Consider the following 19,576-nt stretch of genomic DNA (forward strand, 5'->3'; position numbering starts at 1 on the left):
ATTAATTAATCATCTTGGTTGTTTTTTAAACCATTCCCAAAATTCTCCTCTCTCTTCGTAACGCTCTACATATTTAATTTCTTCAACGTTTAGGCCCATATCATGTAGCTTGGCCATTACGTCAATTTCGTCATAATCTCCATCCTCAATACCCCTTGTATCGCTTATGTCCGGCACAATATTGGTTCCCTTAAAAGCTGCGGTGTGGGGAGACAAAAAAGAATTGGTGCGTGCCTGATACTGATGCATGTACTCCTCTAAATGCATTGGTAAAATCTTCTTGGCTGAGTCTGCATTGTCAAGCCAAGTGAGGTCATTCGACAACTTCAATGTAATTGCCCCCTCACTGGCGAATGACATGTTTTTTTGGGCTAAACCCAATGGATTTCCAGAACCTTCAATAATTTTTACAGTTATGCCGAAGTTATTAGCTTTGACAACATTTGTAAGTTCATTGTATGCATTTCTGAATTCGCCACGTACAATCATTGCTCCTACTTCATCGATCCAATCTTTGAGTTGTTGACCTTGATCAGCAGTAGTATAGAGCGGTCCATCCTCTTGCCTTCTTCTGGTACGTGGTCTGGGGCCGGGCGCTACAACCGTAGTAGGGGCTGATACTACGGCTGGTGCTGACATTACTGTAGGGATGTCTGTTTCTTCTAGCATTGGTTCTACCTCAGCCCACCATTTTTTGATTTTTTCAATCTTATCTGCATTTTTTATTTTATCCTGCCCAAGTTTTGATATCCACTGTACATACTTTAAGTGAATTTTATTCCTCAACTTAATCTTCTTTTTCGAGTCAGTAGCTTTGTTTAAGTCTTTGACAGCGCTATTGATTTTATCACGATAACCCCGCTTCAAACCGCTACTCTTTCCAGGTAAAGTAGGCAATACAGCTCTTCCAACAGTTTCACCTGTTGAGCGTTGACGACTTGATACGGCTGCGAAGCTGGCAGTACCACCAGTTCCCATTGGACGTTTCAACTCAAAACTAGGAGGACGCTTGTATTCTTTACTATCCCTTTCCATCGTGCTTATGTGTATAGTTTGTCGTCTTTTTGTAATATGAAGTTTTTCAAAGAGCCAATGCATTCAAGAAACACTAAATTGATATACTTCTACTACTCAAAATGAAAACTAGTTTTTTCAATATCATGACTACGTATATACATCACTTCAGACAGTAATTTATTGCATAACCGACTGTACTATACAGTTTCCTCTTTTCACCGATCGCAATATGGAAACGTGTCGGACAGGACTGTACGAGCTAGGATTAATTATTTTTTATAGCGCTGTAACCTTAGAATTCTTCTGATTAAAACGATGCTCACGGACATAAATAGCAATGCGTAAAGGAGTGCCCACCAAGTTAACTCCGTTGTTGATAAGTCTGAATGCCAGCAAATTAATATCGAAACTGAAAACGGAAGAAGGCCAAGCGAAATCACCAAAATAACAAATCAGGAAATAATTCAAGCCAAGGTGCTTAGTGGGCTAGGGTCTGTCTTATAAATTGAATAAGGGTGATAAGCGTCCGTAAATCGACAAGAGCACGTCAGGGCTGATTAACAACACATTAATATTCGATTAAAAGGGCTTGGTAAACATTCCATTTTTGAAACCTGTTCTTCAGGTATGGCAGGTACTATTCAGAGAAAACCTCAACCAAAAACTCCCAATTTCATTGCCCGATTTGGTCTGTTTCTAAAGGAACATTTCAGTTTAGAGGACGATAAGGATGACGAAGCAGAAGTCATTCAGTCGGTTAGCCGAGGAATTGAATTTCGGGGCATAAATCTGTGGACATTAATCTTTGCTATTTTCATTGCCTCCATTGGTTTAAATATCAACTCGTCGGCCGTCATTACCGGAGCTTTCCTTATTTCTCCACTCATGGGTCCTATCATGGGTATTGGTATGGGAGTGGGGATCAATGATCTGGCCATGATCAAGCGGGCGCTGAAAAACTTAGGGATTGCCGTCTTTATCAGCCTGTTAACCTCAACGGTCTATTTCCTGGTAAGCCCGCTGCACCTCGCTCAATCCGAATTGATGGCCCGTACGTCGCCTACGGTCTGGGATGCGCTTGTGGCATTTTTTGGTGGATTGGCGGGCATTGTTGCTGGTTCGCGCCGGGAGAAAGTGACGAATGTCATTCCGGGCGTGGCCATCGCTACCGCGCTGATGCCTCCGCTGTGTACGGCAGGCTACGGAATCGCTACGGGTAATCTGTATTATTTCGCGGGGGCATTTTACCTGTTTCTGATTAACGGAATTTGCATCAGCCTGGCTACTTTTTTGATTGTACGCTTCCTGGGCTATCATCAGAAAGACTACCCGACGCCTGAAGTAGAACGGCGGGTACGGCAAACAATTTGGGTAGCGGTACTCATTGCCATTGTTCCCAGTACGTATCTGGGGTATCAGATTGTGCGCAAGACGATCTTCGAGCAGTCGGCGAAGCGATTTGTTACCAACGAATGCGATTTTCAATACCGGCAGGTAATTAAGTACGATGCTCATTTCAATCGTACCCAAAGTCGTGTGGAGCTAACCCTGGTTGGCGAACCCTTGCCTACCGACTCGATCAACCTGCTGAAGGCGAAAATGCCCGAGTATGGATTGGACGACGCGCAACTGATTGTCCACCAGGGTAGTTTTAAAGATGTGCCTATCAATGTCGATGCGATTACCAATACCGTTACCGATCAGGTGATCAAGTTCAGCCAGTCGTCCATTGCCCAAAAGGATAAGCTTATCGACTCACTTCATCAGTACATTGAACTAACGCAAACCTCACGGCTACCGGTTGTGGATTTGCGGGACGAGCTTAAAGCCTTTATGCCTGATGTACAAACGTTTACGGCGGCTCGTTCGCTGGTGATGAACAAGAGTAACACGAAACCAGACACCGTACTGCTGGTGTATGCTAAATTCTCCCGGCGACATACCCCGGCCGAGCGGCAGCGTATTGAAAGATGGCTCCAGAGCCGCACGAAAAGCAGGAAGATTAAGCTGCTGGTGGAATAGGCCGACGGCTAGTATCAATGCCCGTTACGAAACCAATTAACGCTTCGCAATGGGCCGGACGATTTCGTTGAGCAGGATGGTCAGATCATTGTTCATAAGCTGGATCTCGGTTTCCAACTGCCCCAGCATGGCTGCCCGAACGGTTAGTTCTTCGGCCGTGTAGGTGTCGCCATCGTCGAAATAAGCCACCTCCCGATGCCTGTGGGGCCGGACACGTTTGGCTCCCGCATCCAGCGAAAGCAGTAATTCCCATCGATTACGTAACACCTCAACAAGCGAGGGCGTATTCCCGGATTTAGGTTGATTCAGGTAGTACCAAACCAGAGGTGGAAAAACGGTCGATGTTTTCGGGTGATTCCAGATATCGCGCAGGGGATTACGCGAGTGTAAATACTCGGCTTTGGGAGGCTTCTGGCGCAAGGCCAGCACCCCTAAACCACCCTCACCGAGACCACCGGCGAGGTGAAGCCAGTCGGCGGTCTCGTGGTGCTCACCCAGATTTAAAAGACTGGCACCAATGATGGCAACGGCACCAATGGTGATGGCACTGATGGTCATCCGCTTCTCCCGACTGTTTTCCCGGCGGGTGAGCAGGGTAGCCGTCAGCGTTGCCCGTTTACTGTCACAGTTAACCAGGGCAGCCGCCGTAGCAATATCAAAGCTGGCCAGTTGAAGCTGGTCGGTCAGTTTCTGTCGCAGGGATAGGTACTCGTTCGATGCTGGCTGATCTGCTTTCTGCTGTTGTTCCAACTGGGTTATTTGCACCAACAGGCGAGTAAGGCCAACGGCCTGCGCCATGCGCAGCCCCCGCTCTCCATAGCGATGCCGCAGTAAAGAATCCTCCGGGGAACCAGCTTCTAACGTAACCGGATGAAACACGTAACCAGAGGTTCCGCTGGAATCAATATCGCATTGGTCACTAGCCACTCTCGTCAGGGTGGAACTGGCTTGTCTTCCCGATAAACAACCCGTCAACATCGCGACTACCAGAAAGCCGGTTGCAAGGGTATAAATGGATGGAACTCGTTGGTTGCGCATGCTATGATTGAAGAAAACAGCCTTTATTAGGTTTTGATACCGCTTAGTTTGGAGTTGAGTACGCTCATGAACTAATAAAAACACCGCGTTGGGTATGTGATAAACCCAGTTCACTGTTAGTAAGGTATTATTAGGTAATGCCCCGTTTCGGCCTGCTCTAGTGGGCGGCAAACTTTTCACCGGGAGTTACCTTTTTTCCTTGTGGCCCCGTTTCCGGCACGAAAAACCATAAAACGGCCAGGGCGACAAGGGCCAGAGCCGCTAATGTCAGAAAAGCAATGTTGTAACTGGTTCGCTGGAGAAGACCACCCGCAAAGACGTTGCTAAGCGAAGAGCCCAGTCCGACGGCCGTAGCAATAGCGCCCTGCGTGGTATTAAATAAGCCACTGCCGCGGGTTAAATCTGAGACGATCAGAATAGAAAGTACCCCGAATATACCCGCACCAACGCCATCCAGAATCTGAATAGCGACCAGCAGTATGGGATCGTTTGTCAGCGTGTAGAGCAGACCACGGATGGGGAGTACGGCAAATCCAAGGAGTAACAATCGCTTACGTCCTTTGGGTGCCAACTTACCCGTGAGGTGGCTAACGGGAATCATGACCAGTTGCGCCACAATGATACAGGCCGACATGTATGCTGATGAAGCCCCGGCGTTGATGCCTTTCGCCAGTCGTTGTCCCAGTAAGGGAAGCATAGCGGCATTGGCAAAGTGAAAAAGCACACAGGCCAAGGCAAAAAATAAAACAGATCGGTTGCCCAATATCGCCCGGATTCCGGTTGGCTTTTCGTCCGGATTTTCCGGCTCGTCTTCCGCTCCCTTACCGCGCGCCAGTTCATGGTCGATATCGCTTTCGCGGATGCGCCAGACCGCTAGGCTGCTGAGCAGTGACATAACGGCCAGCAACACAAATATTCCCTCCGTTCGTAGGAAGTAGCCGATCAGGCCCGCCATGACCGCAGCAAATACGTTCCCCGCATGATTGAACGTTTCATTGCGACCCACCCGTCCATCGAGTGCTTTGGGACCGACCAGTCCGAGCGTCAGGGCGGCAACGGCGGGGGCAAACCAGGCCGCTGCCACTCCCATCATGGCCTGACCGCCCAAAATAACGCCGTAGCGTGGCCAGCTGATGGTGAGCAGGGCCGCAGTAGCAATCAACAGGGATGCCACTACGGAATAAAGGCGTTTCCGGCGCGTGCGGTCGACCAGCGCACCCGCGGGTGTCTGGGCCACTACAGTCGCAATGCCCATCACCGACATCGCGATACCGATTGTCTGAGCATCCCAGTGTAACGAAGTGAGCAGATAAATAGCCAGGTATGGCCCCAGCCCATCGCGGACATCGGCCAGAAAAAAGTTAGCCGCATCCAAAGCGCGCAGACTACTTTTATGGGCTTTATGTTCGGGGGTTCTAGCGGGCGCGTCGATCATTTTGCGTAAATGAGTAGATGGCTGAACGCATAAACACACCGTTTATCTGAGAATTTGACAAACGGCATTTGACCGAATCGGGCAACCAATGGGTAATATGAGCGAGCTAGTTTCATAACGATGAGTCGTTAATAAGATGGAAATGAGTACACTATAGTAAAAGACGCTCCTTTGGCGGTGCCTGGGTATTGTCGGGTAACTAGCTTGACGTTGCTTTAGCAGGGGAGGCTAGATCAAGCGGTAGTATAGCCAGATGCTGCCCAGTGTGAACAAAAGCGCGGTTAGCATGACTGGAGCGCCGAGTTTGAGAAATTTCCAAGCGCTGACCTTTTGCCCTTCCCGACGCAGGGCAACTAACCAAAGTATGGTAGCCAGTGAACCTGTTACGGATAAATTAGGACCCAGGTCAATGCCAATCAACAGGGCGCTTTTGATCACGTCGGGCACCTGACTGGCCTGCACCACCGTACCCGTAATTAGCCCGGCAGGGAGGTTGTTGACCAGATTGCAGGTCAGCGCAACCCCAACACCACTCGCCCAGGTGGTCATGGTTACCGAACGGGTTGTGCTTTCGTGCAGTAAGGTCGTTAGCTCCTGAATCAGACCCGTCTTAACCAGGGCTTCTACCAGAACGAACAGACCCGCAACCAGCGGGAGCACAGACCAGGATATACCTTTGATAACGACCCACGGATTCAGCTTCGCCCGAATCAGAACCAGACCAGTTGTGAGAATACCCGTAATCGCGGTTGGCAGACCCAGGGGCCTGTCCAGTGCGGAGGAGACCAGCAGAACGACCGCCGTAGCGGCAATGCCGATGATAGCCAGGCGACCACCGGGAGATAGTTCTGGTATGGCAATATTGGTCGCAACGGATTCAGTCAATGCCTCTCGCTGGGTGAACCGCAGCACCCCGTAGGTAACGGCAATCGACACCAGGGAAGGCAAGGTATATTGGACTAGCCAGGCCAGTAGGGGAGGCATATGACTTCCATAAATTACCAGGTTGGCCGGGTTGGAAATGGGTAGTACAAACGAAGCCGCGTTGGCAATGAAGGCGCAGATAAAGAGGTAGGGCAGTGGATTTTTGACCCTGGCTGCTTTAACCGCGGCCGCTACCGCCGGGGTCAGCACGACAGCCGTGGCATCGTTGGATAAAAAGGTTGTGACCACGACACCTACCAGATAAATCAGCAAAAAAAGGCGGCTGGCCGATCCCCGGGCGCGTTTGGTAGCGTGAGCCGCCAGCCAGTCGAACAGACCTTCTTCCCGGGCCGTCTCGGCCAGTAACATCATGCCTGTCAGAAACAGATACACATCCAAGCCGTTGGCAATACCCAGTAGGCCTTCAGAAAGGGATAAAAACTGGAAAAGTAACAGTAAAATCGCTCCGGTAACGGCCCAGATGGCCTCCGGTATATTAAAGGGTCGGATGATGACACCCGCAATGGAAAAAAAGACAATGATCCAGATGAAAATATGAGTCATATAAGCTTGTCTACTCGTCGTTAAGAATGGGGTTTGCCGTTACTGAGCCTTAGTCGAAAGCCAGCAACAAAGTAAAGCGGGCTCCCTTAAGTTTCGATTAGTTTCATATTAATTTACCTTAAGCTGTAGATCGCTGCAGAAAAGATAACCTCAGCGCATGAGTAGCCCATGATGCTGACGGCCCAGAGAGAAAACCATGCCACAACCATGTGAGTAAAGGCAATAGCTTGATTTGCAGTATTTTTATTTACAAAGTACTTAAGTTTAATTTAATTATTTGTGTGGGTATTTTTACTCAAATAGTAGATATTTTGGCACCAGTCCGTTAGGGCCGTTAGAACTAATATGGGTTGCCGGACGCAAATGACTACTTTCCAGGCAGTCATGGGAATTGAAGCTGTTTCGCATGCCGCTTTCAGCCATCACCGGGATGTTTTTTCGATTTACTTTCCTCGTAGAGTCCTTGAGTGAACATTGCCCACTTGTGCGCAAAGTCGGGTAGCGACCGACCGCTCCTCACGGATTTAGGGTACGGCTATACGGGTCTCTCTACATTACTGTAGAAGCCGTTCGTGCCCTGGATTCGACTTGCCTGAAGCGAATACAAACATTCCAATTCATACGGTCGTTCTCACAGAAGATATTACTAAATTGTTCCGTAGGTAGCCAATGAGCAGCGCTTTTTTAAAAAATGAAACCGCGGATGCCCCTGTTGTGATTCCGGCCCGCGCGCCCTTACCACCCGGTACGCCCAATTACGTTACGCCTGAAGGGCTTGATCTACTGCGTGCGGAACTTACGGACTTAGAAGCCCAGCGCGCCCATTTACACGCTGCTGCAACAGATGACCAAAACGAGCGAAGTCGGCAGTTGGCCCTCCTCAATGGGTGTATCGCGAACCTGAATCAGCGTATTTCCATCGCTAAAGTTGTCGAAACACAAGAACAGGACAGGGTTCGTTTTGGGGCCAGGGTCAGCCTGATGACACGAACGGGTAAGTTCGCCGGAACGGAACGTCACTTTACTCTTGTCGGGGTTGATCAGGCGAATGCTGGGCAGGGGTTAATCGCTTTCACCGCTCCTCTGGCCCGCGCCCTGCAGGGAAAACGGGTTGGTGAAACCGTTTCGTGGCCTTCTCCGCAGGGACAGCAGGTAATGGAAGTCGTTAGTATACAGTACCCTAGTCCGCTACATTAACTCGTTCCACCAAGGCAGATGCTTTCGCCCCTGAATAATAAGTATAGACACCTCAAACGTTGAGCTTAGCGCCAAGCTACTCTATCCCCAATGGTTTTCGACACTTGTAATAAGTATCGTACTAATTAACTTGGCCGAAAAATAAAAAAGCACTTACTGTTAAGTGTAAGTGCTTGATATATAGTTTTTTAGGTGACCATGGGGAGATTCGAACTCCCAAGCCTTGCAGCACCACCCCCTCAAGATGGCGTGTCTACCAATTTCACCACATGGCCATTTCGTTAATGTGGGTGCAAATGTAGTAATCCCATCATATTATGCCAAATACTGGCCGAAAACTTTTCCTTTTTTCGGGAAAGATAGGCCCAGAACGGCCAGAATTTCGTACTTTTATCATTCTAAATCACGTTTAAAAGTCCAAGTAATATGGCGCTGGAATTAGTCGGAAAACTCATAAAAGTTCTGCCCGAAGTATCGGGACAGAGCCAAAAAGGCCCCTGGAGCAAGCAGGAGTTCGTCCTTGAAACACTGGATGCATCGTACCCTAAAAAAGTATGTTTAACCGCTTGGGGCGATAAAGTAGCAGATCTGAAACAGTTTGCTACCGGCGATACGCTAAAAGCGACGTTCAGTGCCGAGTCTCGCGAATACAACGAACGCTGGTATACCGAATTGCGGGCTTTCCGGATCGAACTGACGGAAGGAGAGGGCGGCTCAACCCCAACTCCCCGGTCGGCACCGGCCCAGCAGGCACGCCCGGCTCAGCAAAACCAGCCGGCAGCGATGTCGTTCAATTCGGCCTTCGAAGAAGAAAGTAACGATCTGCCCTTCTGATAGGGTCAACATGAAAAAAGCCGCTGAAAGCGGCTTTTTTTTCGTGATCCGGCTGGGATTCGAACCCAGGACCCATACATTAAAAGTGTATTGCTCTACCAGCTGAGCTACCAAATCGGATAAACAATTTCCCTTATGTTGGGTCGTTGTTTTTTATTGTGGTGCAAAATTATGGCCTTATTTCATTCATTCCAAGCCATTCCTCTTAAAATAAGTCTATTTTTTTGTTTTTTGTCAGGACTCGCTGAAGCACAGATAGTTTCATCCGACTCACTCCGGCGGGCCGATTCGCTCTTTTCGGCTGGTGATCAGGTCAACGCGGCCCGGATTTACGAAATGGCCCTGGCAGAAGGCCACACCGCCACCGATCCGATGCTGCTGAAGCTGGCCAGTGCCTATGAACGACAAAACGATGTGCCCCGGCTTCTCTATTATTTAGACGTTTATTTTGAGCGACACCCGGACGACGTTGTGTTGCGCCGGATGAATGATATTGCCAGGGCCAACAACCTGAGTGGCTATGAAACGGACGATCTAAACTATTTTTACCTGTTTTATCGGAAATATGGCCTGTATGTGCTGCTGTTCCTGCTGATTCCGGCAGGCTACGTATTCACGGTACTGCTGCTCAAATCATTCAGGAAACAGCCGATTCTGGCGCGGCAAAAATGGGTCGTCTTCATTTATTTACTGATGCTGCTCGTCTTCACGAATTTGCCGGAAGGGGTACAGTCAGGTATTATCAGCCATGATCGGGTTCTGCTTCGCACCGATCCGTCCGCAGCGGCTCCTATTGTCGAAGTCATCGGTCGGGGCAACAAGGTCAGTATTCTGGGTACTAAAGATATTTACCTGCGCATTCTATGGCGCAATAATCTTTACTTCATCCGGCGGGACAACGTATGGATAATTTAGCGTTGGCTACTGGAATAATTTACGGCTAGATTACCTGGACAGTCAGTGGGGTTTGCATAGGCCAATCAATCCTTTAATCAATCGTTCATTTTTTCAGCGGTGAGTCTTTCTCCTTGGCGAGTGTGTTATACACCAGTTTATCCATCAGGCCTGGCAACCATTTGTTTAAAAAAACAGTGACTTTCCCCTGGGTGGTTAGGATCAATTCGCGTCGGCGATTTTTTACGGCTCGTAAAATATGATCGGCACATTCCTCGGCAGTCATCATGTTGCCCTCATCACGCATGGTCTCGCCTTTGGCCTGCCCATGCGCGTCCAGTGCTGAGAAACGAATATTCGAGGCTGTGAAACCCGGACAGGCAGTCAGCACATGCACACCCGTATGCAGCAACTCGGTCCGAACCGCTTCCAGAAAACCATTCATGGCAAATTTCGACGCTGAATATCCGCTTCGTACGGGTAACCCCCGGTAGCCTGCAATCGATGAAATACCGACAATAGACCCTTTGGCCTGCTGAATGTAGGGGAGAGCATAACGAGTGGCATACACAGTCCCCATGAAATTGATGTCCATTAAGGTCTGAATAACCGCGGGTTCGGTGTCGATCAGCATCGAGCGATGCGACATGCCTGCGTTATTGATGAGAATGTCAAGCCGACCAAAATGGGCTATCGTCTGGTCAATGAGTTTTTTGACATCGGCTTCAACGCTGACATCCGCCGTCAGGGCAAATACATTGATGCCGGCCTGCCGTAATTCGTCGCTAACGAGTTGAAGGGCTTCGGCTTTACGGGCACAGATAACCACACTGGCCCCTTCGCGCCCAAAAGCAAAGGCCATGGCGCGGCCGATGCCCGACGAAGCACCGGTAATGAGTACTACTTTATCTTTCATAATTGCAGCCACGAAGATAGAGAATTAGTCAATACCCGGCTGCTGATGGAGCCGTCAGCTTACGGCACAAGGTGTTGATCGACTTCATGCGTAAAGGACTGGTTACCGGATGATCGTTACCGTTCCTTTGAAGGTTCGCTTCGACGTTGTGAGTAAATAATAGTAGGTGCCCGATGCAGCATCCGTACCGTACCAGCGGAATTTTGGGTCCGCCGACTTAAAGATCGTTTGCCCCCATCTATTCGCTACCTCGATCGTTTTGAATTGCTCGTCGCAGGTATTTTCCGGTAAGTTCGTAACCGCGAAGTAGTCATTGATGCCATCGCCGTTCGGCGTAAAGACGTTCGGAATCTTTATGTCAGCATTAAAGGAGGGATTTTTGACGGTAAACGTGACCGTCGTAACGGCCAGATGATTGGGCTGGCAGGAGCGGTCATCGGCCATAAAATCCACGACAAAGGTTGCTTCGGCTTTGCCCGCCAGCAGGTCACAAGTGGGTTTCCAGGCAAAGGGCGATTGCAGCGTTGGCAGACCAATTTTATCGGTAAACGCCATCCCGGCGGTTTTGACATCGAATCCCCGCCCGACAGCCGTTAACTGCAGCGTGTCGCGATCCGGGTCATTTCCCAGCACGTCGAACGTTGTACGGCCGACGGAGTCGCTGGGGCTGACGACTAACTCGACGGTTTGCTGGGCTAGCGTTGTCCGAATACTCGGGGGTTGACTGGGCAAGCCAATGGCGGCCAGATTCACGGTCACCGTATCGCGAAGGTTTCGATTACAGCGGGTATCCGTCACAATGAAATCGACCAGGTAAGCGGCCTGAGTCGCCTGGGTGCAGGTGGGTTTCCAGACAAACGGTTGCGAAACTTTCCCCACTCCGGATGCCGAGCCGAAACTCATGCCTGCCTGGGCCAGCGTAAAGCCACGACCAACGGCCTGAATAGTGACGTTATCATTGTCAATGTCAGTCCCGAAGGCGTTGAAGGTTAACGAGGTTCCGACGCTGATACTGGCTTTGTTATCTGGTAAATCGGTTGCCGCCAGTGGTTTGTTGTTGGCCGAAGGAATAATATTCAGACGAACGCTGAGCGTATCGCTCAAGCCTTGTGGGCACCCGTCGTCCGTGGCCCGTAGCAGCAGCGTAACCGGCGTGCCATTGCCGCCAACGCATCGACCGAAGCAAAACTTGACTTGTAACGTGTCGCGGCTGGTTCGGGTAGTCAGTTCGCCCGGCGTTAGTGCGAGGCCCGGCAGCGAACCGCTCATGTTGGTGACCGTAATACGCTGGTTCGGGTCAATGTCGGTGACGAATAACGTCAGGCAGTTGGTGTCTTTTTCCGCAATCGTCAGCACGGTTCCCTGTTGATAAAAGGCCTTCTGCCCGTCGGGCCGGAAAAGAAGTTTGGGGGTATTGTTCTTGGGGCAGTCAAGCACCAGCACCTGATAATCACGTCGGACGCGTCCAATGGCTTTCCCCGCCCGGTATTCGACTACTTCGACGGAGAAAACAAACAGGCCAGCCTGACTAGGGGTCACACTGAGTAGGCCCGACCTGGGGTTTACGCGCAGAGGCACCGTTCCCGGAATCTCATTGGCGATGGAGATACCACTGCTCCAGCGAACGGCTGGATAAGGGCCTGGCAAAAAATAGGGGTCTCCAAAGGGGGAACCCGAACCGGGATTAGGAACGCCCGTTGTGCTGAAACCATTATAGGGCGTTACCAGTGAATACGTCAAACTGTCGTTGTCAGCGTCTTTTGCGCTAAAATCAAGGGTAAATGGTTGACCGATGCAGGCATAGTCGCCTTTGGGAATGGTAAAGGTCGGGGAAGAGTTGACAACCCGGGTCTGGCCCGAAACGATGGCCGGGAATTCCAGATAAAAGGTTGATCCGGCGGCTCCCGGGTTTTCAATGTTGGTAATCGTACCATTACGGCAGCACCGTTCCCAGGTCATATAGTAGCCACCGGCATCGTTGAAAACGTTTGGATCGAGGGTAAGGTCCAGGCTATGCCGAATCAGTCGGGTACTCAGTAAACTGGCATTCGTACAGGCGGGTTTGGTATAGGCCACAAACTCGCTGCTAATCCGGTTGAGGGGAACATAGCCAATCAATTGGTTGGTTCGTTTGGCAAAAACGCCTACCGACACGAGTCCATCGTCGGCTCCCGGATTTCCATTGACATTATCGAAGTACAAATTGAGGATAATGCGGTGGGTGTAGGCGCTCTGGGTGCCAAGGTAGCGAAGTTCCAGTTCGCCACCGACAATATGTGTTGCCTGGGTCAACTGGCTCATAACCAGCAGCGAACAGGTCAACAGAAGAGGTACTAAAAAAGAACGGTACAGTTTCGGCATAAGCAGAAATAAGTAAAGATAGAGTCTGTCCGAAAACGACTGCTTAAATTAGCGGTTTTTTAGGACTTATGCGTAGGAAGACTCATAAAACACCCGAACGGTTGGCAGGCGTTCGAATTGATACCGTTGCCGCCGAAGGGAAGTGCATCGTGCGTACTGATGATGGCGTAATTTTCGTTGAAAACCCAACCGGTGGACCCGGTGTTGCGCCCGGCGACGTGGTCGATCTTCGTATAACCAACACCAAAAAACAGTATCGGGAAGCGGTTGCCGAACATGTGCACGAATGGTCCTCATTGCGGGCCGAGCCCTTCTGCGAGCATTTTGGTACCTGTGGCGGTTGCAAATGGCAACATATCCAATACCCGGAACAACTGAATTTTAAACACCAGCAGGTGGTCGACCATCTCACGCGTATTGGTAAAGTGGCTCTACCCACGATATTGCCCATTATGGCGGCCCATCCAACGCGGTACTACCGGAATAAACTTGAGTTTACCTGTGCGGAGGGGCGCTGGCTGACCTCGACAGAGGTACGAACCGATGAACTCATCGACCAGCGCGCGGTTGGTTTTCACGTGCCCGGCCGTTTCGATAAGGTGCTGCCGATTCATCACTGCTACCTACAGCCCGACCCATCGAACGCCATTCGGCTGGCCGTAACGGATTATGTGTACCAGAATGGAATGACGTTGTATAATCTGAAAGCACATACCGGTTATCTGCGGACGCTCATTATCCGCACTGCCGATACTACGCAGCAGGTTATGGTAACGTTGCAGGTAGCGCAGGATAACCCCGAGTTACTCAGCGGGTTAATGAATCATCTGATCGTGTTGTTCCCTCAGATCACATCGCTGAATTACATCCTGAATACAAAGAAAAACGATAGTTATCAGGATCAGGAAGTTATCAACTGGGCCGGAAAACCGTATATCGAAGAACAGATGGACGCCGGTGACGAGCAGCCGCTTACTTTCCGGGTAGGCCCCAAATCGTTCTACCAAACCAACGCCCAGCAGGCCTTCAATCTCTATAAAGTTGCCCGCGAATTTGCTGGTCTGACAGGGCAGGAGCGGGTCTATGATTTATACACCGGTACGGGCACAATTGCCCTTTTTGTGGCTCGTCTGGCCAGGCATGTGGTGGGCGTCGAATACGTCGAAGCCTCGGTGGCCGACGCCCGTGTCAATGCCGAGATAAATGGCATCACCAACACGACTTTCGTGGCAGGGGATATGAAGGCTATTCTGACGGATGACTTTTTTGCCCGGCACGGCCGCCCCGATGTCGTAATTACCGATCCACCCCGCGCTGGCATGGATGAAGCCGTAACGCGTCAGCTCCTGAAAGCGGCTCCCCAGCGAATTGTGTATGTGAGTTGCAATACGGCTACGCAGGCCCGCGATCTGGGTATTCTGGACGAAGGGTATACCGTTACGGGGGTGCAGCCAGTTGACATGTTTCCCCATACGCACCATGTCGAAAACGTCGTGGTGCTGACAAGACGCTAAACTAATTAGCCGTAACAGGCAACTTTTGTCATTGCGATGCAGGGGCAATCTTCGGGTTTTATAAATATCATCCGAAGATTGCTCCTGTATCGCAATGACAAAAAGTCGCCAACCAAAAGTGTAAACAGCTTCGACGTTGTGCCTTCTATTTCGTAGAAGCAGATGGCGAGTGCGTTTGCTTCCATTGAGCAACGTAGTTCATGGCTTCGTCAAAAGTCGTTACCCAGTAGGTCTGTTTGTGATTCGCCAGGTACTCCACCAGTTTTTTATGCTCCGCAGCGGATACCGCAATCCACTGGCTACCAACGCCATGAAACAGATAAATGCCGAGTCCGCCCTGCTGGGCGGCTTTTTCGGCGTAGGCAATTAAATCGGCAGCGGTATGGGTTGGCTGTACCGCCAGCGAAGGCACCTGGAGAAGATCGAGGGTTTCAAAATTAGTGACGACGGCGTTGGCGTCGCCAACCATACGGCCGTAGCTGACCATGCCGGATCGGCGTAGTGTGTCCAGGTACGATACGCCCCCCGCCGTCGTGTCGCCACACGGGAAGGCAAAGGTGCGTTTGGTCTTCTTGCCATCCAGCAGGTACAACTGGGTGTTCATGGATTGAATTTCCTTCAGAACTCGGTCGAAGGTGTAATTATCCAGTGCCCAGACTGGTTTCCAGCCTTTTGCGGCCAGGCAAGGGTGAAACAGGGTATGGTTAGCCAGTTCATGAACCTGTCTGGCCGCTTGTCGCCATTTGTCGGTGGCGTTGTCATCGACTATCGAGTTGAGAAAAAAAGTGCCCTTTAACTTGAGCGAATTCAGGACGGGAATGGCCTGTTCGAGCTGGCTACTCATGGCATCGTCGTAGGTCAGGCAAATGGCAGCTTTGGCTCCGTTAGGCCATGTCAGACGTTGTGCCCAGCTCTGGCCTGACAAGCAAAGCAACAGACTGATGAGAAGAACAGGCGTATAGCGTGTAAGCGTTGTCATTGACTTTGGCAATAAAGGCTTTACATACCTAAGCAATTACTTGCCCTGTTTTACCATGATTGACCAAAAAACGGTCAAAATTCCAGATAGGGGCCTATCTTCTCAATCGTCTTGGCATCCAGAACGCGAATGGGTTTCAGCGATTCTATCGATGTATACGCGCCGTGTTGTTCGCGATAATTCACAATGATCTGCGCCTGCCGACGGGATAAAAAAGGATGCCGGTCCAGCTCCTCGGCCGAAGCGGTATTCACGGGAATCTTACGGGCCGACGAGCGAATCTTGCCGTACGTCTGCAACTCATTCAGGGCCAGCGAGTCAAGGCCGTAGATTTCGCGAAACTGGTCGGTGGAGATGAAGCCGCCGAGTGCATCCCGGAACTTAACGATACGACCCGCCAGCGTAGCGCCAATTCCTTTCAGCGCGATCAATTGAGCCGTATCGGCGGTGTTGATATCAAATGGTTGAAGGACGGGCTTGGCGGGCCGTTCAGGATAGGCCGGGCGTTCGTCGGTTTTGTATGATTGGTTCGGAAAGGGCCTGCTCTCGCCAAAACGGTCGCTTCTGAACTGGTTTGATTGTGGCGTTTCTTTCAGCGTAATATACGGTTCGAGCTGGTCATACAGGTCAGGAGGAAAATCGTAGATTTTTAGCAAATCCTCTTTCCGACGAAACTGACCGCCCTTGCTGCGGTATTTGTCAATACGTTCGGCCATCCAGCGCGGTACGCCCAATTGCTGCCAACCGGCCACACTGATCGTATTCGGATCGAAATGGACCAGCTTAGGTTCTCGGAATCGTTCGGCCGTCGTTTTTTCGTTCTCGCCCCGATCCGAAAATTTCGGTTGTCTGGCTTCTTCCGTTTGCATCAGCGCAACCAGGCTATCCAGTTTTCGCTGATCGGCGATTGAAGTATCGACTGGCGTTCTGTCGGACACAAGCCGATAAACGAAGGGGATAAACAGGCAGAGTACCGTCAGAAAAAGCAGGACGAGAAATCCCCTTGTCTCTTTATACGAAAATCCGAAATAATCGCGGATAAGGGCTTGAAAGCGGCTGAACATGCCGCTTAGACGGAGGATAGTAGCCGATGTAACTTAGGGCAGGTTGGGCTTTTGATCAGATTTAACTAGTATTTATGTAAAATACTGGTTAGTGTAAATTGGCATCTTTAAATTCAACTAAATTGAAACTGTATAATCTGGTGAATTATCCTGAAATTATTCCAGTGTGAAATTAATAGGTAAGTTATATTTTACCCGAACCGGTCGACCCGCTATTTTACCTGAACGTCAACTTGGCATATTGGTAACTACACGAGCTGCTCCTTCATCGGTACCAAAGCCTAGCCCTTTCAAAACTTTAACAATCTGAATTTCACCATTTGTATTTACTACGAAACTTATAAACACTCGTCCTGATACATTAGCCTTTTGTGCAGCTTCGGGATAATGTAGTGACTTACTCAATTATTGACCAAGAGCAGTCATACCACCAGAGCATTCCGGTTGCTGCTCTACAACTGTATATATATCATCTTCCCCTTCGTTTCTTCAGGAGAAGCAGTTCGTGTCACACCTAAAATGTAGTAGTAGTCTTTCATTAAAAGAACCGTGGTTAACGCCGTTCACCTATTTAGAATAGTATTTATGTAATAGGCAAAATCCGAGCGCGAAATGATCTACTATCTATTGTGATTAAGGCGCCGATTTGGAGATGATCTTTGAATTGAATTAAAGCTTGTAAAACGATTTCTCCCATTCCCTCTGGTAATACATCATGTTCACGAATCTGAATCACACTTGGTCCTTCTGCCTTAGTAACCGCGAGAATAGTACCGAAGTCGAGGTCGTGAGTGAATATAATGTATTTGTTTTCTTTTGCCCAGGCAGTGATCAAACTGTCTGTTGTTCTGGCATCACCTACCTCTGACCAGTGTACGGCTTCATGCCCAGCTTGCCCAAGGAAAAGACACCAGGTAGGAGACAAGTTCATGTCAATGACAATCTTCATGCAGCGCGAGCTAGGGGAACTTCAATTTCTTCAACGCGCCAGGCAGCAAAAGCTAAGGCTTCGCGTATATCGTCGGTTTGCAGATACGGATAAGCTCCTAAAATTTTTTCCGTTGAATAGCCGACAGAAACAAGACCTACAATTGTTCCTACGGTTATCCGCATGCCGCGAATACAGGGTTTTCCACCCATAACTTGAGGGTCAAATGTAATTCGTGTGAACTGTTTCATGATTTTTCTTCGATTTTATACACAAAGCTATGAAATAGCGGATGCAAGTGTGCACTTGCGCATAAAAACGTATTTTTGCGCCCACGTATGAATACTTCACAAACGCCAGCCGCCGGCTCACCCGCCACATCGCTGCAAGACATTATCGCCCACGCCAAAGAATATGGCTTCGTGTTTCCATCCTCAGAAATTTATGATGGGCTGCAAGCCGTGTATGACTACGGTCAGAATGGCGTCGAATTGAAAAATAACCTTAAAACGCTGTGGTGGAAGGCTATGACGCAACTGCACGACAACGTTGTCGGAATTGATGCGTCGATCTTCATGCACCCGCTGACATGGAAAGCGTCGGGTCACGTGGATTCGTTCAACGATCCCATGATCGACAACCGCGATTCCAAAAAACGGTACCGTGCCGACCAACTGCTGGAACTTAAAGCCGAAGCCTACGCCAATGCCGGTGATGAAGAAAAAAGCACGGCGCTGTTGCAGGAAATGGGCCGCTTATTGGGCGACAATGACCTGGAAGGCGTTCGCAACCTCATCATCTCGGAAGGTATTAAAGACCCTGTATCGGGTACCGATAACTGGACCGAAGTACGGCAGTTCAACCTGATGTTTTCGACGCAGGTCGGTTCGCTGGCCGAAGACGCCAGTTTGATCTATCTGCGCCCGGAAACGGCACAGGGTATATTTGTCAACTTCCTGAACGTGCAGAAAACGGGCCGGATGAAGATTCCGTTTGGTATTGCCCAGATCGGGAAGGCGTTCCGGAACGAGATCGTGGCCCGGCAATTTACCTTCCGGATGCGGGAGTTCGAACAAATGGAAATGCAGTTTTTCGTGCGGCCCGGCACCGAAATGCAATGGTACGAGACCTGGCGTGATGCCCGGATGAAGTTCCACCAGGCGGTTGGCCTTCCCGCCGATAAACTCAAATTTCATATCCACGAAAAACTGGCCCACTACGCCAATGCAGCCGTCGATATCGAATATAAGTTTCCGTTTGGTTTCCGCGAAATGGAAGGGATTCACTCCCGCACCGATTTTGACCTGAAAGCGCATCAGGAACTGAGCCGTAAAAAGCAGCAGTACTTCGATAATGAGGTTGACCCGGCCACGGGCAAGCCGTACGGTAATTACATTCCCTACGTGGTTGAAACGTCGGTTGGCGCTGACCGTTTGTTTTTAGCGGTATTCTGCAATGCGTTCACCAAAGAGACCGTTGGGGAAGGCGACCAGCAAAAGGAGCGGACTTATCTGAAACTGCACCCGGCGCTGGCACCAATCAAAGCGGCCGTGTTCCCACTCGTTCGGAAAGATGGATTGCCCGAAAAAGCAGAAGAAATTGTCAAAAGTCTCCGTTCTGAATTCCGGGTGGTTTATGAGGAGCGCGATGCCATCGGGAAGCGGTATACCCGGCAGGATTTGATCGGTACGCCATTCTGCATTGCGGTTGATTACCAGACGCTCGAGGACGAAACGGTCACGATTCGTTACCGCGATACAACCGAACAAATCCGTATTCCGATCAGCGAACTGAAAGCGCGCATCGGTCAGGAAGTGTCGATGGAGCGGGTTTTGGAGAAGATGTAAACTAGGTAGAGTTAGACATAGAAAAGCCACGGAGAGTACTCT

16 protein-coding genes, 2 tRNA genes and 1 pseudogene are annotated in these 19,576 nt (G+C 50.0%); 6 read left to right on the top strand and 13 right to left on the bottom strand.

Annotated features, from left to right (window positions below; translation table 11 throughout):
• Positions 1–9: 9 nt before the first annotated feature.
• Complete coding sequence (locus ACYU8Y_RS05355; RefSeq protein WP_460934949.1) at positions 10–1,098, bottom strand: hypothetical protein; 1,089 nt, start codon at positions 1,096–1,098, stop codon at positions 10–12.
• 546 nt (positions 1,099–1,644) lie between these two features.
• Here ACYU8Y_RS05355 and ACYU8Y_RS05360 point away from each other — a divergent pair.
• Positions 1,645–3,039, top strand: coding sequence for a DUF389 domain-containing protein (locus ACYU8Y_RS05360; protein WP_460934950.1), 1,395 nt, complete (start codon positions 1,645–1,647; stop codon positions 3,037–3,039).
• A gap of 36 nt (positions 3,040–3,075) precedes the next feature.
• Here the strand turns inward: ACYU8Y_RS05360 and ACYU8Y_RS05365 are convergent, their stop codons facing one another.
• The 3 genes and pseudogenes from ACYU8Y_RS05365 to ACYU8Y_RS05375 form a co-directional block, all read right to left on the bottom strand.
• A complete protein-coding gene (locus ACYU8Y_RS05365; protein WP_460934952.1) occupies positions 3,076–4,077 on the bottom strand; it encodes a hypothetical protein in 1,002 nt (333 codons plus the stop codon).
• A 157-nt stretch (positions 4,078–4,234) separates the two neighbouring features.
• Positions 4,235–5,512, bottom strand: coding sequence for an MFS transporter (locus tag ACYU8Y_RS05370; protein WP_460934955.1), 1,278 nt, complete (start codon positions 5,510–5,512; stop codon positions 4,235–4,237).
• A 228-nt stretch (positions 5,513–5,740) separates the two neighbouring features.
• A pseudogene (locus ACYU8Y_RS05375) lies at positions 5,741–7,003 on the bottom strand (arsenic transporter); the annotation flags it as partial.
• Between the two features lie 666 nt (positions 7,004–7,669).
• On the opposite strand from ACYU8Y_RS05375, the gene ACYU8Y_RS05380 reads away from it, so the two are divergent.
• Positions 7,670–8,197, top strand: coding sequence for a GreA/GreB family elongation factor (locus ACYU8Y_RS05380; protein WP_460934957.1), 528 nt, complete (start codon positions 7,670–7,672; stop codon positions 8,195–8,197).
• A gap of 193 nt (positions 8,198–8,390) precedes the next feature.
• Here ACYU8Y_RS05380 and ACYU8Y_RS05385 read toward each other — a convergent pair.
• A tRNA-Leu gene (locus ACYU8Y_RS05385) sits at positions 8,391–8,472 on the bottom strand.
• A 151-nt stretch (positions 8,473–8,623) separates the two neighbouring features.
• Here ACYU8Y_RS05385 and ACYU8Y_RS05390 point away from each other — a divergent pair.
• Positions 8,624–9,031, top strand: coding sequence for a DUF3127 domain-containing protein (locus ACYU8Y_RS05390; protein WP_460934959.1), 408 nt, complete (start codon positions 8,624–8,626; stop codon positions 9,029–9,031).
• A 44-nt stretch (positions 9,032–9,075) separates the two neighbouring features.
• On the opposite strand, the gene ACYU8Y_RS05395 is transcribed toward ACYU8Y_RS05390, so the two are convergent.
• Positions 9,076–9,148: transfer RNA gene (locus ACYU8Y_RS05395), tRNA-Lys, on the bottom strand.
• 54 nt (positions 9,149–9,202) lie between these two features.
• Here ACYU8Y_RS05395 and ACYU8Y_RS05400 point away from each other — a divergent pair.
• Positions 9,203–9,946: a hypothetical protein gene (locus ACYU8Y_RS05400; RefSeq protein ID WP_460934961.1), complete on the top strand. Its 744-nt coding sequence runs from the start codon at positions 9,203–9,205 to the stop codon at positions 9,944–9,946.
• 85 nt (positions 9,947–10,031) lie between these two features.
• Here the strand turns inward: ACYU8Y_RS05400 and ACYU8Y_RS05405 are convergent, their stop codons facing one another.
• Together ACYU8Y_RS05405 and ACYU8Y_RS05410 are read right to left on the bottom strand one after the other, a co-directional pair.
• Positions 10,032–10,841, bottom strand: coding sequence for an SDR family oxidoreductase (locus ACYU8Y_RS05405; protein ID WP_460934963.1), 810 nt, complete (start codon positions 10,839–10,841; stop codon positions 10,032–10,034).
• A gap of 102 nt (positions 10,842–10,943) precedes the next feature.
• A complete protein-coding gene (locus ACYU8Y_RS05410) occupies positions 10,944–13,202 on the bottom strand; it encodes a gliding motility-associated C-terminal domain-containing protein (protein ID WP_460934965.1) in 2,259 nt (752 codons plus the stop codon).
• Between the two features lie 68 nt (positions 13,203–13,270).
• Here ACYU8Y_RS05410 and rlmD point away from each other — a divergent pair, with 68 nt between their 5' ends.
• Entirely contained in the window at positions 13,271–14,716 is a 1,446-nt protein-coding gene (gene rlmD, locus ACYU8Y_RS05415) for a 23S rRNA (uracil(1939)-C(5))-methyltransferase RlmD (RefSeq protein ID WP_460934967.1), read from the top strand.
• A 145-nt stretch (positions 14,717–14,861) separates the two neighbouring features.
• Here rlmD and ACYU8Y_RS05420 read toward each other — a convergent pair whose 3' ends face one another.
• The 5 genes from ACYU8Y_RS05420 to ACYU8Y_RS05440 form a co-directional block, all read right to left on the bottom strand.
• On the bottom strand, positions 14,862–15,695 hold the full coding sequence (locus ACYU8Y_RS05420) for a polysaccharide deacetylase family protein (RefSeq protein ID WP_460934969.1): 834 nt from the start codon (positions 15,693–15,695) through the stop codon (positions 14,862–14,864).
• A 74-nt stretch (positions 15,696–15,769) separates the two neighbouring features.
• The gene (locus ACYU8Y_RS05425; RefSeq protein ID WP_460934971.1) at positions 15,770–16,759 is read right to left on the bottom strand and encodes a helix-hairpin-helix domain-containing protein; all 990 of its coding nucleotides are present in this window, start codon (positions 16,757–16,759) and stop codon (positions 15,770–15,772) included.
• Positions 16,760–16,987: 228 nt separating this feature from the next.
• Entirely contained in the window at positions 16,988–17,164 is a 177-nt protein-coding gene (locus tag ACYU8Y_RS05430) for a TonB family protein (protein WP_460934973.1), read from the bottom strand.
• Positions 17,165–17,342: 178 nt separating this feature from the next.
• Entirely contained in the window at positions 17,343–17,708 is a 366-nt protein-coding gene (locus ACYU8Y_RS05435; RefSeq protein WP_460934975.1) for a DUF5615 family PIN-like protein, read from the bottom strand.
• A complete protein-coding gene (locus ACYU8Y_RS05440; RefSeq protein WP_460934977.1) occupies positions 17,705–17,938 on the bottom strand; it encodes a DUF433 domain-containing protein in 234 nt (77 codons plus the stop codon). The genes ACYU8Y_RS05435 and ACYU8Y_RS05440 overlap by 4 nt, the downstream gene beginning before the upstream one ends.
• Positions 17,939–18,025: 87 nt before the next feature.
• On the opposite strand from ACYU8Y_RS05440, the gene ACYU8Y_RS05445 reads away from it, so the two are divergent.
• Positions 18,026–19,534 (top strand): glycine--tRNA ligase, encoded by a 1,509-nt coding sequence (locus tag ACYU8Y_RS05445; RefSeq protein ID WP_460934979.1) that lies wholly within the window; start codon positions 18,026–18,028, stop codon positions 19,532–19,534.
• Positions 19,535–19,576: the final 42 nt, after the last annotated feature.

Source organism: Spirosoma humi, assembly GCF_054776575.1.

What these genes read in the sequence shown, in the direction of transcription:
- ACYU8Y_RS05355 (WP_460934949.1), bottom strand. Translation starts at nt 1,098, where the DNA reads ATGCATTGGCTCTTTGAAAAACTTCATATTACAAAAAGACGACAAACT.
- ACYU8Y_RS05360 (WP_460934950.1), top strand. Translation starts at nt 1,645, where the DNA reads ATGGCAGGTACTATTCAGAGAAAACCTCAACCAAAAACTCCCAATTTC.
- ACYU8Y_RS05365 (WP_460934952.1), bottom strand. Translation starts at nt 4,077, where the DNA reads ATGCGCAACCAACGAGTTCCATCCATTTATACCCTTGCAACCGGCTTT.
- ACYU8Y_RS05370 (WP_460934955.1), bottom strand. Translation starts at nt 5,512, where the DNA reads ATGATCGACGCGCCCGCTAGAACCCCCGAACATAAAGCCCATAAAAGT.
- ACYU8Y_RS05380 (WP_460934957.1), top strand. Translation starts at nt 7,670, where the DNA reads ATGAGCAGCGCTTTTTTAAAAAATGAAACCGCGGATGCCCCTGTTGTG.
- ACYU8Y_RS05390 (WP_460934959.1), top strand. Translation starts at nt 8,624, where the DNA reads ATGGCGCTGGAATTAGTCGGAAAACTCATAAAAGTTCTGCCCGAAGTA.
- ACYU8Y_RS05400 (WP_460934961.1), top strand. Translation starts at nt 9,203, where the DNA reads ATGGCCTTATTTCATTCATTCCAAGCCATTCCTCTTAAAATAAGTCTA.
- ACYU8Y_RS05405 (WP_460934963.1), bottom strand. Translation starts at nt 10,841, where the DNA reads ATGAAAGATAAAGTAGTACTCATTACCGGTGCTTCGTCGGGCATCGGC.
- ACYU8Y_RS05410 (WP_460934965.1), bottom strand. Translation starts at nt 13,202, where the DNA reads ATGCCGAAACTGTACCGTTCTTTTTTAGTACCTCTTCTGTTGACCTGT.
- rlmD (WP_460934967.1), top strand. Translation starts at nt 13,271, where the DNA reads ATGCGTAGGAAGACTCATAAAACACCCGAACGGTTGGCAGGCGTTCGA.
- ACYU8Y_RS05420 (WP_460934969.1), bottom strand. Translation starts at nt 15,695, where the DNA reads ATGACAACGCTTACACGCTATACGCCTGTTCTTCTCATCAGTCTGTTG.
- ACYU8Y_RS05425 (WP_460934971.1), bottom strand. Translation starts at nt 16,759, where the DNA reads ATGTTCAGCCGCTTTCAAGCCCTTATCCGCGATTATTTCGGATTTTCG.
- ACYU8Y_RS05435 (WP_460934975.1), bottom strand. Translation starts at nt 17,708, where the DNA reads ATGAAGATTGTCATTGACATGAACTTGTCTCCTACCTGGTGTCTTTTC.
- ACYU8Y_RS05440 (WP_460934977.1), bottom strand. Translation starts at nt 17,938, where the DNA reads ATGAAACAGTTCACACGAATTACATTTGACCCTCAAGTTATGGGTGGA.
- ACYU8Y_RS05445 (WP_460934979.1), top strand. Translation starts at nt 18,026, where the DNA reads ATGAATACTTCACAAACGCCAGCCGCCGGCTCACCCGCCACATCGCTG.